Genomic DNA, 14,580 nt, shown 5'->3' on the forward strand with positions numbered 1-14,580 from the left:
CACGGCACGGGGTGGTCTGGGACGGTCAGGCGACGGCCAGGGTGGGCCGGACGCTGGGCCGGCAGTCCAGGACGTCGAGGGGCTGCCCCATCGCGACGGCGATCCTGCGGTCGCCGCGGTACGGGTCCCGGCCGTGCGCGCACAGCACGTTGTCGACCAGCATCACGTCGCCGACCTGCCAGCGCTCGCGCACGGTCGCGGCGTGGTACGCCTCGTTGAGGGCGTCGACGTCGGCGCGCTCCAGGGGTTCGCCGTCCCCGAAGCCGGTGTTGAACGGGAAGCCGTCCGGGCCGAACTCGTCGGTCATCGCCTCGCGGATGTCCGGGTCGAGCGACCACTCGCTCCAGAAGGCGAGGTGGTTGAACCAGACCTCCTCGCCGGTCGCCGGGTGGTGGATGGTGCCGGGGCGCAGCTGGCCGGTGCGCAGGTTGCCGTCCGGCAGCCACTCCCAGGTGATGCCGTTCTCCCGGCAGTAGGCCTCGACCTCGGCCCGGTCCTCGGTGGCGAAGGCGGTGCGCCAGCCCAGGGAGACGTAGTCCGAGTAGTTGCGGGTGAGCGTCCAGCCGGACGTCCGCATCCGCTCGACCAGGTGCGCGGGCAGGTGGTCGAGCACCTGGCGGCAGTCGGCGGTCGGGGTGGCGCCGCCCTCCTCGGGGGCGGTCAGGCAGGCGAAGAGCAGCCGGCCCGGGAAGGTGAGGGTGTAGCTGTTCTCGTTGTGCATCCGGATCGGCTGGGGCGACGGCAGGTCGGTGGAGGAGAAGACGCCGTTGCCGTAGTCGCTGCGCGGGGTGGCCTTCTCCCGGTAGGGGGTGCGCTCGGGGATGAGGACGTCGCGCACGGCGGCGACGTCCTCGGTGCTCGCGACCGGCAGGCCGCGCAGGAAGATCGTGCCGTGCCGGTGCAGGGCTTCGGTGAGCTCGGCCTCGTTCTCGCGCAGCCATGCGCGGGCCTCGCCGATGTCGGCGGTGCGCGGGGCGTGCGCGAGGGCCGGACGGCCGGGGTTCAGTTCCCAGGTCAGCATGGTCGCGCTCACTGCCGGGCGAGGGAGGCGGTCAGGCTGGCGGGCCGGATGTCGGTCCAGTTGGCCTCGATGTGGTCGAGGCAGCCCTGGCGGGTGTCCTCGCCGTGGACGGTGGTCCAGCCGGCCGGCACGTCGATCCAGACCGGCCACAGCGAGTGCTGGTTCTCGTCGTTGACCAGCACCAGGTAGCCGGCGTTGTCGTCCTCGAACGGGTTGCTCATGGTGTCCTCCTTGGGTTGCTTCGAAGGTAGGGGCGGGCCGGGGGGCGCAACGGCAGGAGTCGCGGCAGGAACGCGGCAGTTCGGCTCGGGCGCCCGTCGGCGGTCCGCGGCGGCCCGGTTCAGCGCGGGGTGAGGCGCACCGGGAAGTGGTCCAGGCCGAAGTTGATGATCGAGCGGTTGTGGACGACCGGCCCGGTCGGTTCGATCACGGCGACGCGCTCCAGCATCGCCGCGAACAGGGCGCCGAGTTCGGCCTTGGCCAGCGGCGCGCCGATGCAGTAGTGGGCGCCGAGGCCGAGGGCGAGGTGCTTGTTGGGGGCGCGGTCGAGCAGGATCTCCTCGGGCCGGTCGAAGGCCTCCGGGTCCCGGTTGGCGGACCACACCCAGACCGCGACCCGGTCGCCGCGCCGGATGGTGCGGCCGTCGAGCTCGGTGTCCCGGCTCGCGGTGCGCAGGGTGTGCAGCCCGACGGACGTCCAGCGCAGGAGTTCGTCCAGCGCCGAGTCCATGCCGACCTCACCCCGCTGCAACTGCCGCCACAGTTCCGGGTGCTGGACGAGGGTGTGCAGGCCCATGGCCGCGGTGTGACGGACGGTCTGGACGCCGCCGACCACGATGTTGTCCAGGTTGAGGACGACGTCCTCGATCGGCAGCAGCTTGCCGCCGACCCGGTAGGTGGCCATCTTGCTGATCAGGTCGTCGCGCGGGTCGGTGCGGCGCAGCATCACCTGGTGCAACAGGTAGGGGATGAGCTGCTGGTGGCCGGCCCGGCGCTCCTCGGGGGTGCGGCCGAGGAAGGCGACGTCACAGACCCGCTCGACCATCTCGCGGTCCTTCTCGGGGACGTCCAGGAGGTCGCACATGACGGACAGCGGCAGGGCGGAGACGGCGTCGACGAGGTCGACCTCGCCCAGCTCGACCGCCCGGTCGACGATCGAGGCGGCGAGTTCGGTGATTCCGCGGGACGCTCCGCGCACCGGGCCGGGGGCGAAGAACGGGTTGGCGGGCGCGCGGAGTTCGCGGTGCCGGGGCGGGTCGGTGAGGGCCATCATCCGGCCGGAGCCGACCGGGACGTTGCCCTCGCCGGCGCCGAGCAGCGAGCCCTGCTCGGAGCTGTAGAGCGTGGCGTTGCGCAGCACCTCCGCGGAGTGCCGGTAGGAGAGCACCGACCAGATCGGCCCGTCGTCGACGGTGTCGGTGCGGTGGACGGAGGCCTCCCGGCGCAGTTCCGCGACCAGGGCGGGGGTGTCGGGGCGGGCCCACAGGCCCGGGTCGGTGAGGTCGACCGCGGTGGTGGTCAGCATGGCTACTCCGTCGTGGACTGGTCGGCGGCGGCGCCGGCCCGGTGGCCCGGGCCCGGTCGCTCGATGAGGGAGGTCAGCAGGTCGACCGGGCCGGGCCCGTCGACGGTGGCGAGCAGGTGGCCGCCGGGGACGATGTAGTGGCCGCTGGCACCACGGGTGTGGACGGCCCAGCCCTGGAGTCCGGCGGAGCCGAGCATCGGGTCGTCGGCGCCGGCGACGGTGTGCAGGTCGGAGCCGATCGGCGGGTGCGGGCGGGGGCGGTAGGTGGCGACCACGGCCAGGTCGGTACGGATACCCTGAAGCGCGTGCTCCTTCAACTCCGAGTCGCCCTCGATGAGTTCACCCATGCCGGCCAGGCGAAGCAGGTCGTCTGCGGTGTGCTGCGGGCGGTCCCGGCCGGCCCAGGTGGCAGGCGGCGAGGCGGAGGCGGCGACCACCAGTTCGGGCCGCCGCTCGGCGGGCAGCGCCCGGGCGACCTCGTAGCCGAGCAGGGCGCCGAAGCTCTGCCCGTAGAAGCCGAACCGGCCCGTCAGGTGCGGGGTGAGGGCGTCCACGACGGCGTCGACCAGCAGGTCGAAGCTCGCGGGCATCGGGTGGCCGAGGCGACCGCCGCGGGCGGGCGGGCGCACCGCCCAGACCTCGGCGGTCGGGGCGAGGGCGCGGGCGAGCGGGGTGTAGGCGGTGGCGTCGCCCCCGGCGTGCGGGAAGCAGAACAGCCGGAACGGGCGGTGCGGTTGGGGCGCGGGGACGAGCAGCCAGTCCCCCTCGACGCGGGGGCGCACCCGCGTGGCGGTGGTCATGCGCCGCTGACCCGGGCGCGGGCGGTCAGGGCGGGCCGGGGGGCGGCGGTGCCGGCCTCGACGGCCTTCCCGACGGTGGCGGTGAAGGCGGCCAGGTCGGCCGAGTCCAGCAGGTGGCGCAGCTGGAGCTCGATGCCCAGCCGGCGGCGCAGCAGGTGGACGACGCGCAGCGCGGCGAGCGAGTGGCCGCCGAGCGAGAAGAAGTCGTCGGTGGGCGTGACGCCGGTCAGGCCGAGCACGGTGCGCCAGACCTCGGCGACCTGCTCCGCCAGCCCGCCGGGGCCCTCGGCGGGCGCCTCCTCGGCCGCGGGGGCGGGCTGCGCCGCGGGGGCGGGCAGGGCCGCGTGGTCGACCTTGCCGTTCGGGGTGAGCGGCATGGCGTCCAGCACGGTGATCGCCGAGGGCACCAGGTGCGCGGGCAGGGTGGCCCGCAGGCGCTCGGTCAGTTCGGCGGCGGCGGTGGCGCCGGTGACGTAGCCGACGAGCCGGCGGTCGCCGGGGGCGGGCTCGTGGACGGTGACGGCGGCGGCCTGGACGCCGTCCAGCCGGGCCAGCGCGTGCTCGACCTCGCCGAGCTCGATCCGGTAGCCGCGCAGCTTGACCTGGCGGTCGACCCGGCCGACGTACTCCAGCCGGCCGCCCTCGCCGCGCCGGGCCTGGTCGCCGGTGCGGTACATCCTCTCGCCGGGGGCGGTCGGGTCGGCGACGAAGCGTCCGGCGGTCAGCCCGGGGCGGCCCGGGTAGCCGTGGGCGAGCCCGGGCCCGGCGAGGTACAGCTCGCCGACGACGCCGTCGGCGACCGGGGCGAGCTTCTCGTCCAGCAGGTGGAGGCGCACGCCGGGCAGCGGATCGCCCAGGTGCGGACCGGGGCCGCTGATCGGCGTGGTGACGGCGTCGACGGTGCACTCGGTGGGCCCGTACAGGTTGAGCGCGTCGATGCCGCCGTCAGCGAGCTCCCGCCAGGTGTGCTCGGGGACGGGCTCGCCGCCCATGAACAGCCGCGGCACCCGGGCGCCGGTGAGCGGCTCGCGCAGCAGCTCCCAGTGCGAGGGGGTCAGGTCGAGGTCGGTGACGGCGTGCTCGGCCAGCAGGGCCGCCACCCGGGCGGGGTCGGCGCGGTGCTCGTCGCCGATGACCAGGACGGTGTCGCCGCGGCAGATCCGGGCCCACTGCTGGACGGAGGCGTCGAAGGAGACGCTGGCGTTCCAGCCGACCACCCCGGGCTCGGCACGGTAGGCGCCGGCGGCCTCCAGTGCCTCCACCAGGGCGGCGACGGCGCCGCGCGGCACCTCGACGCCCTTGGGGAGCCCGGTGGAGCCGGAGGTGTAGATGACGTAGGCGGGGTCGAGCGGGTCGGCCGCCTCCGGCAGATCAGGCCCGCCGGCGGCGGCGTCCGGGCGCAGGACCGGCACGCCCTGGGCCGCCGGGAGGCCGTCCGCGCTGATCAGGGCCGCGAGCCGCGCGTCGGCGGCCATGAAGGCCAGCCGCTCGGCGGGGTAGGCCGGGTCGAGCGGGACGTAGGCGGCGCCGGCCCGCCAGACGGCGAGCAGGGCGACCGGCAGGTCGGCGGTGCGGGCGAGGTGGACGCCGACCCGGTCGCCGCGGCCGACGCCGTGGGCGCGCAGGGCGCGGGCCAGCGCGGCGGTGCGCAGGTCGAGTTCGGCGAAGTCCAGGCGGGCCGCTCCGGCGAGGACGGCGGTGCGCTCGGGGTGGGCGGCGACGGCATCGCGCAGGCGGTGCAGGAGGTCGGTCATGACGGTTCCTCAGGACTCTCGGACGGAGGCGGCCATGGCGTGCAGGGCTGCCGTGTAGGTGTCGATGAACTGCTCGGCGGTGGTGTCGGTGACCAGGGAGCGCTGGTGGTCCACGGCGAGCAGCACGCGCTGCGAGACCGGGTCCTGGATCAGCGAGGCGCCGAACGCGAAGCTGTTGGGCTCGTGGCGCAGGGTCGGCTCGCAGCCGATCCGGCCGTCCACGATGCGGGCGGAGCTGAGCCGGCCCAGGGCGTGGAAGCGCAGGTAGCCGAACTGGCTGTCCAGCGCGGTGTCGGTCATCAGCCGGGCGAGCCGGGCGAAGGGCACCCGGCGGTGCGGCATCATGTCCAGTTCCTCCCGGTGCACCTCGCGCACCAGGGCGAGCAGGTCGTCGGTGGGCTCGCAGCTCAGCGGGACGGTGTTGAGGAACAGCCCGTACACCTCGGTGCCGCCGAGCCGTTCCAGCCGGCCGTTCACGGCGAGGCCGGTGGTGACGCGCCGTCGCCCGGTGACGGCGGCGAGGGCGTGCAGGTGGGCCGCGAGCGCGACCGACTTGAGGGGCACGGCCAGGGCGTCGGCGACCTGCCGCAGTTGCTCGGGCGCCTCGGGCAGCACCCGCTCGACGGTGCGCGGCGCCTCGTGCACGTCCTCGCTGCCGGGGAAGGACTGGCCGCTGACGCCGGACAGCCGGTCGCGCCAGTACGCGAGCGAGCGCTCGTCCCCGGCGGCCTGCCGTTCGACGGCCACGAAGTCGCGGAAGGCGGTGCGCGGCGGCGGGGTGGGGGCGCCGAGCGGGTCGGCGGCCAGGGCCGTGTGGCGCTCCAGGATCTCGGTGAACAGCGAGGTGAAGCTCCAGCCGTCGAGGATGGCGTGGTGCTCGGAGATGGTGAGCTGGAAGGCGTCCTCGGCCAGGCGCTGCACGGTGATCCGGAACAGCGGCGGGGCGGTGAGGTCGAAGGGCGTCCACCGGTGGGTGTCGAACACCTCGCGGACCGCCGTGTCCTGGTCGGGCTCGCCGCGCAGGTCGGTGAACTCGACGGGCGCGGGCAGCCGCCCGTACACGAGCTGGAGCGGTTCGCCGTAGCCGGACAGGTCGAGGCCGGTGCGCAGCACCGCGTGGCGCTCCATGGCCTCGGCGACCGAGCGGCGGAAGGCCTGTTCGTCGAGGTCGCCCGAGATCCGGTAGGAGTTGACGTTGTGGTAGCTGTCGGTGCCGCCGGCGATCTCCATGTGGAAGACCATGGAGAGCTGCATGGAGACCATCGGGTAGGCGTCGGCCAGGCCGGGCGGCAGGTCGTCGCGGTCCTCCGGGGTGATCAGGGAGAAGGGCTCGTGATCGGCCGGGCCTTCGGCGACGGGCTCGGCCAGCGGCAACAGGGCGGCGACCGTGGGGGCGTTGAAGACGTCCCGCAGGCTCACCCCCCAGCCGCGCTCGTGCAGCGCGCCGGCGAGCTGGACGGCCCGGATGGAGTCGCCGCCGAGGTGGAAGAAGTCGTCGTGGACGCCGATGCCGTCCACCCCGAGGACCTCCGTCCAGACGGCGGCGAAGGCCTCCTCCTCCGGGGTGCGCGGCTCGACGTGGCGGCCTCCGGTGGCCGTGCTGCGCTGGCCGGGGGCGGGCAGCGCGGCGCGGTCCACCTTGCCGTTGACGGTGAGCGGCAGCGACTCCAGGACGGTGAAGCTGGCCGGGACCATGTACGGGGGCAGCGAGCGGCCGAGGAAGGCGCGGACGTCGGCGGGCTCGCGCCCGGTGACGTACGCGGCGAGCCGGTCGTCGTGCACGGTGACGACGCAGGCGTCGACGTCCGGGTGGGCGGCGAGCGCGTTCTCGATCTCGCCGAGCTCGATCCGGAAGCCGCGCAGCTTGACCTGGAAGTCGGCGCGTCCGATGTACTCCAGACCGCCGCCGGGCAGACGCCGGGCGACGTCGCCGGTGCGGTAGAGCCGCGCCCCGGGCGGGCCGTAGGGGTCGGCGACGAAGCGGCCCGCGGTGAGGCCGGGGCGGCCCCAGTAGCCGTGGGCGAGGCTGCCGCCGCCGATGTACAGCTCGCCGGCCGCGCCGGGTGGCACCGGACGCAGCCAGTCGTCCAGGACCTGGGCGGTGAGGTGCGGCATGGGCGCGCCGATCAGGCTGCGCTCGAAGCCGGCGCTGCCGGCCAGGTCGTGGGTGGTGACGTGGACGGTGGTCTCGGTGATGCCGTACAGGTTGCAGAGCCGGGCCGGGGGCGGCGGGTCGAGTTCGAACCAGCGCTGGACGACGCCCGGGTCCAGCGCCTCCCCGCCGAGCATGATCCACTTCAGCGCGGACAGGTCGCGCGGGCCGCGCCGCAGCACGGGCTCCAGCTGGCGCAGCGCCGAGGGGGTGAGGCAGAGGAAGGAGACCCGCTCCTGCTCCAGCAGTTCGGCGAACTCCTCCGGCGAGCGGCTGGTGACGTAGGGGACGACGACCAGGCGGGCACCGTGCAGCAGGGCGCCCCACATCTCCCAGACCGTCCAGTCGAAGGCGTAGCTGTGGAAGAGCGTCCAGGTCTCCTCCGGGCCGAAGCCGAAGTGCTCCGCGCCGTCCGCCATGAGCCGGCTGACGTGCTCGTGGGCGACGGCGACGCCCTTGGGGCGGCCGGTGGAGCCGGAGGTGAAGATGATGTAGGCGACGTCGCCGGGGCGCCCGGCGGCCGGCGGGCGGTGGTCCGGCCGGGCGGCCAGGTCGGCGGCCTCGGCGGTCAGGTCGTAGGCCTGCCAGGGGCCTTCGGGGGCCCGGTCCGGGCGGTCGGTGACGACGAGGGTGACGTCGGCGTCGGCGAAGACGAGCGCGGCGCGGTCGGCGGGGGCGGCGAGGTCGACGGGCACGTACGCGGCGCCGGTCTTGAGCACGCCGAGGACGGTGACCAGGACGTCGGCCGTGCGGTCCAGCAGCATTCCGACGCGGTCGCCGGGGCCGGCCCCGCGGGCGCGCAGGGCATGGGCCAGGCGGTTGGCCCGGCGGTCGAGTTCGGCGTAGCTCAGGGTGTGGCCGGAGTCGCTGACGGCGGGCCGGTCGGGGTGGGCGTCGGCGGCCTGCTCGAACAGCCGGTGCAGGCAGTGGCCGGGGGTGTCGGTGGCCCGGACGGCCTCGGCCCCGGCGGTGCGGCCGGTCAGCCGCAGCACGGTGGCGTCGGGCTCGTCCAGGGCCGCGGTGAGCAGGGCGCCGAAGTCGGCGGCCAGCCGGCGCACCGTCCCGGCGTCGAACAGCTCGCTGCGGTACTCGGCCTCGCCGCGCAGTTCGCCGCCGGGGTCGCCGGGGTCGCCGCCCGTCCCGCTGCCGGTCCCGCTGCTGTCGAAGACGGACCAGGTGAGGTCGAACTTGCTGGTGCCGTTGGAGCGCACCCGGCTCCCGGCGGTGGCCCGGCCGAGCACGAGCGGGGTGCGGTCCTCGCCGTGGGCGCCGAACACCACCTGGACCAGCGGCGGGTGCTGCGCGGTGCGGGCGGTGCCGAGCTGGTCGACCAGCTGGTCGAAGGGCACGTCGAGGTAGCCGTAGGCCTCGAAGGCGACGTCCTGGACGTGCTCCAGCAGGGCGCGGAAGCTCAGCCCGGGTGCGAGCCGCAGGCGCAGCGGCAGCAGGTTGACGAAGTAGCCGAGCAGGTGCTCCAGTTCGGGCCGGTTGCGGGTGGTGACGGGGGTGCCGATCACCAGGTCGTCGGCGCCGGTCCAGCGGTTCAGCAGCAGGGCGAAGGCGGCCAGTTGGACGGTGAAGGGGGTGACGCCCTCCGCCTCGGCCAGGGCGCGCACCTTCGCCGCCGTGCCGGGGGCGAGCCCGAACTCCTCGGTCCGTCCCGCCGCGCCGCGCTCGGCGGGACGGGGCCGGTCGGTGGGCAGCTCCAGCAGGGCGGGTGCGCCGTGCAGCTGCTCCTTCCAGTAGGTCAGGTGCTCCTCGAAGGAGGTGTCGAGCTCCTCCACCGCGTAGTCGGCGTACTGCACGGTCAGTTCCGGCAGGTCGGCGGCCCGGCCCTGCACCGCGGCGCCGTACAGGTCGGCGAGTTCGCGCTCGAAGACCTCGGCGGACCAGCCGTCCCAGACGATGTGGTGGACGGTGAACAGCAGCGTGGTGCGCTCGTCCGCCAGCTGGAAGGCCTCGGCGCGCAGCAGCGGTCCGGCGGCCAGGTCGAAGGGTTCGGCGCAGCGGGCGGTGAGCAGTTCCTCCAGGCGTCCGGCCTGCTCGGGGCCGCCCTGCGGGCGCAGGTCGGTCACCGCGAGCGGCACGGCGAGGGTGTGGTGGACCTGCTGGCGCGGGCCGTCGGGGTGCAGCGCGAAGGTGGTGCGCAGCACCTCGTGCCGGGCCACCAGGGCGTCCAGCGCGCGCTGGAGCAGCGGGAGGTCGAGCGGGCCGGTGACGTCGACCGTCCAGGGCGTGCAGTAGGTGACCTGCCGCGGATCGAGGCGGTCGAGGAACCAGAGGCCGCGTTGCAGCCCCGAGGCGGGCGCGGTGCGCGCCGGGTGGTCGGACGGGCTCACGGCCTCGTTCCCTTCGTGTGCGGTGCGGCCCGTCATCGGGCGGCCAGCCGTTCGGCGATGGCACTCACGGTCCTGGCCCGGAACACCAGTTGCGGGGGGACGCGGGTGCCGGTCTCCCGGGACAGCCGCATCGCGACCCGGACGGCGGCCAGCGAGTTGCCGCCGATCCGGAAGAAGTTGTCCTCCCGGCCGACCTCGGTGAGGTCGAGGACCTCGCACATGGCCTCGGCGACCAGCCGTTCGGCTTCGGTCAGCGGGTCGCGGGCGGCGGCCCGGCGCCCGGCGGGGGCGGGCAGTGCCTTCCGGTCGACCTTGCCGTTGTGGTTGAGCGGCAGGGCGTCCAGGACGTCCAGGGTGGCGGGCACCATGTGCTCGGGCAGCAGGCCGGCCAGGTGGTCGAGGAGCACCTCCGGGTCCGGTGCGTCGGCCCCGACGGTGACGTAGGCGGCCAGGCGGTGGTCGCCCGGGGCGGGTTCGTGGACGGTGACGGCGGCCTCCTGGACGGCGGGGTGCCGGGTGAGCGCGTCCTCGATCTCGCCGGGCTCGACCCGGAACCCGCGGATCTTGACCTGGTCGTCGATCCGGCCGGTGACCTCCAGCAGGCCCCCGGCGTTGACGTAGCCGAGGTCTCCGGTGCGGTAGAGGCGCTCGCCGGGGACACCGAACGGGGAGGCGACGAAGCGTTCGGCGGTGAGGCCGGGCCGACCGAGGTAGCCGTAGGCGAGACCGCCGCCGGAGGCGTACAACTCGCCGATCACGCCGGGCTCGACGGGGCGCAGCAGCTCGTCCAGGACCAGGACGCCCTTGCCGTTCAGCGCGACGCCGATCGGGACGGAGCTGCCGGTGACGTCCTCCGGGCCGACCTGGTGGCAGGTGGTCAGGCCGAGGCTCTCGACCGGGCCGTAGCCGTTGGCGACCACCAGGCCCGGGTGGTTCTCCAGGGCCTTGGCCACGTGGGTGACGGAGGCCCGCTCGCCGGCCGTGATGGCCAGTTTGAGGCCGTCGTAGGTCTCCGGGAGATCCTCCAGCAGGAAGTTGAACAGGCTGGCGGAGAGCTGGAGTTCGGTGACGCCGTGGCGGCGGGTCAGCTCGGCGATGGTCTGCGGGTCCGGGCGCTGGCCGGGCTGCAGGACGCAGGCGCCGCCGAAGCAGAGCGCGCCGTAGAGCTCCAGCGCGAAGGCGTCCCAGGAGACCGGCGAGCACTGCAGCCAGACCTCGTCCGGGCCGAAGCGGGCGTAGTCCTGGCCGAGGTAGGTGGTGGTGAGCGCGCGGTGCGGGACGGCCGCGCCCTTGGGGCGGCCGGTGGAGCCGGAGGTGAACATCACGCAGGCGAGATCGGCGCCGTCGACCGGCAGGCCGAGGTCGTGCGCCGCGTACCGGGCCAGCTCGGCGGCCGCGGCGTCCAGGTCCACCTGGCGCCGGACGGCGAACGGCACGGTGGCGTGGCGGTGGGTGATCACCGTGGCGGCGCCGGTGTCGGCGACCGCGCCGGCCAGCCGCTCGGCCGGGAAGTCCGGGTCCAGCAGGGTGTAGGCGGCGCCGGTCTTGAGTGCGGCCAGCAGCGCGGTGACCATCTCCGGCCCGCGCTCGGCGAGTACGGCGACGGTGTCGCCGCGGCCGATGCCGAGGCCCACCAGGTGGCGGGCCAGCCGGTTCGCGGCGGCGTTCAACTCGCCGTACGGGACGGTCCGTTCACCGGAGATCAGGGCGGTGGCCTGCGGGGCCCGGGCGGCCTGCGCCTCGAACAGGGCGTGCCCCGGCACCTCCAGGGCGGCGGCCAGGGTGCCCAGCCACTGCTCGCACAGGCCGGCCATGGTGGAGGCCTCGAAGAGGTCGCTGTCGTACTCGAAGCGGCCGGTGAAGCCGGTGCCGCGGTCGTCCACCGAGACGGACAGGTCGAAGCGGGAGACGGGGTTGGAGTGCAGATCGCGGGTGACCTCGCACCCGCCGACGGTCAGCGGGCGGGTGTCCAGCGGGTGCAGCTCCAGCAGCACCTGGCACAGCGGGTTGCGGTCCTCGGGGCGTTCCTCCAGCACCGCGTTCGCGATGTCGTCGAAGGGCACCTCCTGGTGCCGGTAGCCACCGATCGACACCTCGCGCACGTGCCGGACCAGTTCGCGGAAGGAGACGCCCTCCTCGACCTTCAGGCGCAGCGGCAGCAGGTTGACGAAGTAGCCGATCAGGCCGTCGAGTTCGGCCCGGCCACGGACGTTCACCGGCGAGCCGAGCACCAGGTCGCGCTGCCCGGAGCGGCGGTGCAGGGTGAGCGCCAGCCCGGCGAGCAGCACCATGAACGGGGTGGCGTCCTCGCTGCGGGCGAGCGCCCGGACGGCCCCGGCCACCGGATCCGGCATCGCGAAGCGGTGGAACGCGCCGCGGAAGGCCTGCTCCTCGGGGCGGGGGTGGTCCGGCGCCAGCGCGTCGACGTCCGGAACGTCAGCCAACTGCTCGCGCCAGTGATCGAGTTGCCGCTCGGCGGTGTCGTCCTGGTACTGCCAGGCCGCGTAGTCGCCGTACTGGACGGCGAGTTCCGGCAGCTCGGCCGGGCGCCCCTCGGCCGCCGCGGCGTACAGCTCCTGGAGCTCGGCCTCCAGCACCGGCAGCGAGCCCTCGTCCCAGACGATGTGGTGGAGGAGCAGCAACAGCGTGGTCGCCCCGGCGGCCCGGAAGACCCGCGCCCGCACCAGCGGCCCGACCGCCAGGTCGAAGGGCTCCAGCGCGGCCTCGGCCACCAGGTCGTCCACCTGGTCGGCGGTGGTCTCGGTGAGCGTGAACGGCAGCTCCACGGCCGGGTGGACGACCTGGCGCGGACCGTCCTCGGCGAGCTCGAAGGTCGTCCGCAGGCTCTCGTGCCGCGCCACCACCCCGGCCAGCGCCTGCCGCAGCAGCTCGGGGTCGACCGGCCCGGCGAACCGGAACACCCAGGGCACCACGTAGGTCGGCGCGTCCGGGTTCCACTGGTCGAGGAACCAGAGGCCGCGCTGGAACTTGGACAGCGGGGCCTCGGCGGCGCCCGAGCGGACCAGCGCCGGGCGCTCACCGCCGGAGGCGGCGGTCACCGCGGCGGCGAACTCCGCCAGCGTCGGCGCGTCGAAGATGGTGTACGGGGACACCATGCCGAAGACGTCGAAGACCCGGCCCACCACCCGCACGGCCGTCAGCGAATCGCCGCCCAGGTGGAAGAAGTTGTCGTCCGCCCCGACTTCGGGCACCCCGAGCACGTCCGCCCAGACCGCCGCGATCAGCTGCTCGGCGGGCGTGCGCGGCGGGCGGCCGGCGGGCTGGCCCTCGGGCGCGGCCTGCGGCTCGGGCAGGGCCTGGCGGTCCACCTTTCCGCCGCCGGTCAGCGGGAAGGCGTCCAGCGCCGTGAGCGTCGCCGGGATCATGTGCTCGGGCAGCCGCTCGGCCAGCCAGTCCCGCGCCTCGGCGTACCGCGGCGCGGCACCGGTCAGGTACCCGGCCAGCCGGCCCTCGCGCGCCACCACCACGCAGCCGGTGACGCCCGGGTACCCGGCCAGCACCTGCTCGATCTCGCCCGGCTCGACCCGGAAGCCGCGGACCTTCACCTGGTGGTCGCTGCGGCCGACGAACTCCAGCGGGCCGTCCTCGGTCGTGCGGCGCACCACGTCGCCGGTGCGGTACATCCGCGCGCCGGGAGCGCCGCTCGGCGCTGCGGCGGGGTCTGCGGGCGGCTCCGCGGGCGGCTCCGCGGGCGGGGCCACGAACGGGGCCACGAACGGGTCCGCGACGAAGCGGTCGGCGGTCAGGCCCGGGCGGCCGAGGTAGCCGGAGGCCAGCAGCGGCCCGCCGACGTACAGTTCGCCGGCCGTGCCGGGCGGCACCGGGCGCAGCCGCTCGTCGAGCACGTAGAGCCGCCGCCCGCCGAGCGCGGTCCCGATCGGCACGCCCGCCTCGGGCTGCTCGCCCGCGAGCCGGTGGGTGGTGGCGGTGACCACCGTCTCGGTCGGTCCGTACGCGTTCAGCAGCGGCACCCCGGTCGCGGCCCACCAGGCGGCGGCGGTGGCGGGCTCCAGCTTGTCGCTGCCCGAGATCATCAGCCGAAGGGTGCGCGGCACCCTGCCGCCCAGGGCCGCCACCACGTCCTGGAAGTAGCCGGCGGCCAGGTTGGCGACGGTGACGCCCTCGGCGTCCAGCAGGTCCAGCAGTTCGGCCGGGGAGAGGAGTCGGTGCTCCGGGAGGACCAGGCAGGCCCCGGCGGACAGCGCGCCGAGGACCTGCTCCACGGCCACGTCCACCGTCGGACGGGCGAACTGCAGCACCACGTCCCGCTCGGTCAGGCCGAAGGTCCGGACGGCGGCGGCCAGGTGGCCGGTCAGCGCGGCGAGCGGGACGTGCACGCCCTTCGGACGGCCGGTGGTGCCGGAGGTGTAGATGACGTAGCCGGCACCGCCATCGCCAGCACCGGCAACGGCGCCCGCGCCGTCGCTGAGCCCGGTGAGCTCGGTGAGCTCCTCGCCGCCGAGGGCCAGGGAGGCCCCGGCGTCCTCGGTGATCCAGCGGTTGCGCTCCTCCGGGGCCTCCCGGTCCAGCGGCAGGTAGGTGGCCCCGGCCCGCAGGACCGCCAGCAGCGCGACCACGTGGTCCAGCCGGTCGCGGCCGGTGACGGCGACCGTCCCCCCGGGGGCGAGCCGGGCGGCGAGCGCGGCGGTCAGGCCGTCCAGCTCCCGGTAGCTGACGGTCCGGCCGCCGGTGCGGACGGCCGGCCGCTCCGGAAAGCGGCGGACGGCGGAGGCGAACGGCTCGAAAGCGGGCGGCTCGAAAGCGGACACCGTGATTTCAGGCGCCGTGATTTCGGGCGCAGCATTCTCAGTAGGGAAACCGCGAGAGGACATCATCCAGCCCCAGAAGTGAGATGAATCGGCGACGAGTTCGACGATAGGGGGAATTCGACGGCCCTATCGGCAGGAAATGAGGAAGGAAATCGGCAGTTTCCGGTGCCGCTTTCCGGACCTGCCGCAGGAATCGACC

7 protein-coding genes are annotated in these 14,580 nt (G+C 74.9%); all 7 read right to left on the bottom strand.

The window, feature by feature from the left end; translation table 11 throughout:
• Nucleotides 1-25 precede the first annotated feature (25 nt).
• The 7 genes from AB0P03_RS16790 to AB0P03_RS16820 all read right to left on the bottom strand — a co-directional run bounded on the left by AB0P03_RS16790 (nt 26) and on the right by AB0P03_RS16820 (nt 14,381).
• Entirely contained in the window at nt 26-1,021 is a 996-nt protein-coding gene (locus AB0P03_RS16790) for a TauD/TfdA family dioxygenase (protein ID WP_363586027.1), read from the bottom strand.
• Between the two features lie 8 nt (nt 1,022-1,029).
• A complete protein-coding gene (locus tag AB0P03_RS16795; protein WP_063350320.1) occupies nt 1,030-1,242 on the bottom strand; it encodes an MbtH family protein in 213 nt (70 codons plus the stop codon).
• Nucleotides 1,243-1,361: 119 nt separating this feature from the next.
• Nucleotides 1,362-2,546: a cytochrome P450 gene (locus AB0P03_RS16800; protein ID WP_363586026.1), complete on the bottom strand. Its 1,185-nt coding sequence runs from the start codon at nt 2,544-2,546 to the stop codon at nt 1,362-1,364.
• Nucleotides 2,547-2,548: 2 nt separating this feature from the next.
• Entirely contained in the window at nt 2,549-3,346 is a 798-nt protein-coding gene (locus tag AB0P03_RS16805; protein WP_363629439.1) for a thioesterase domain-containing protein, read from the bottom strand.
• Complete coding sequence (locus AB0P03_RS16810) at nt 3,343-5,100, bottom strand: non-ribosomal peptide synthetase (RefSeq protein ID WP_363629441.1); 1,758 nt, start codon at nt 5,098-5,100, stop codon at nt 3,343-3,345. The genes AB0P03_RS16805 and AB0P03_RS16810 overlap by 4 nt, the downstream gene beginning before the upstream one ends.
• 9 nt (nt 5,101-5,109) lie before the next feature.
• The gene (locus tag AB0P03_RS16815; RefSeq protein ID WP_363629443.1) at nt 5,110-9,591 is read right to left on the bottom strand and encodes an amino acid adenylation domain-containing protein; all 4,482 of its coding nucleotides are present in this window, start codon (nt 9,589-9,591) and stop codon (nt 5,110-5,112) included.
• A 32-nt stretch (nt 9,592-9,623) separates the two neighbouring features.
• A complete protein-coding gene (locus AB0P03_RS16820) occupies nt 9,624-14,381 on the bottom strand; it encodes an amino acid adenylation domain-containing protein (protein WP_363629444.1) in 4,758 nt (1,585 codons plus the stop codon).
• Between the last annotated feature and the right edge of the window lie 199 nt (nt 14,382-14,580).

The organism is Kitasatospora sp. NPDC088779 (assembly GCF_040685395.1).
GTDB lineage: Bacteria > Actinomycetota > Actinomycetes > Streptomycetales > Streptomycetaceae > Kitasatospora.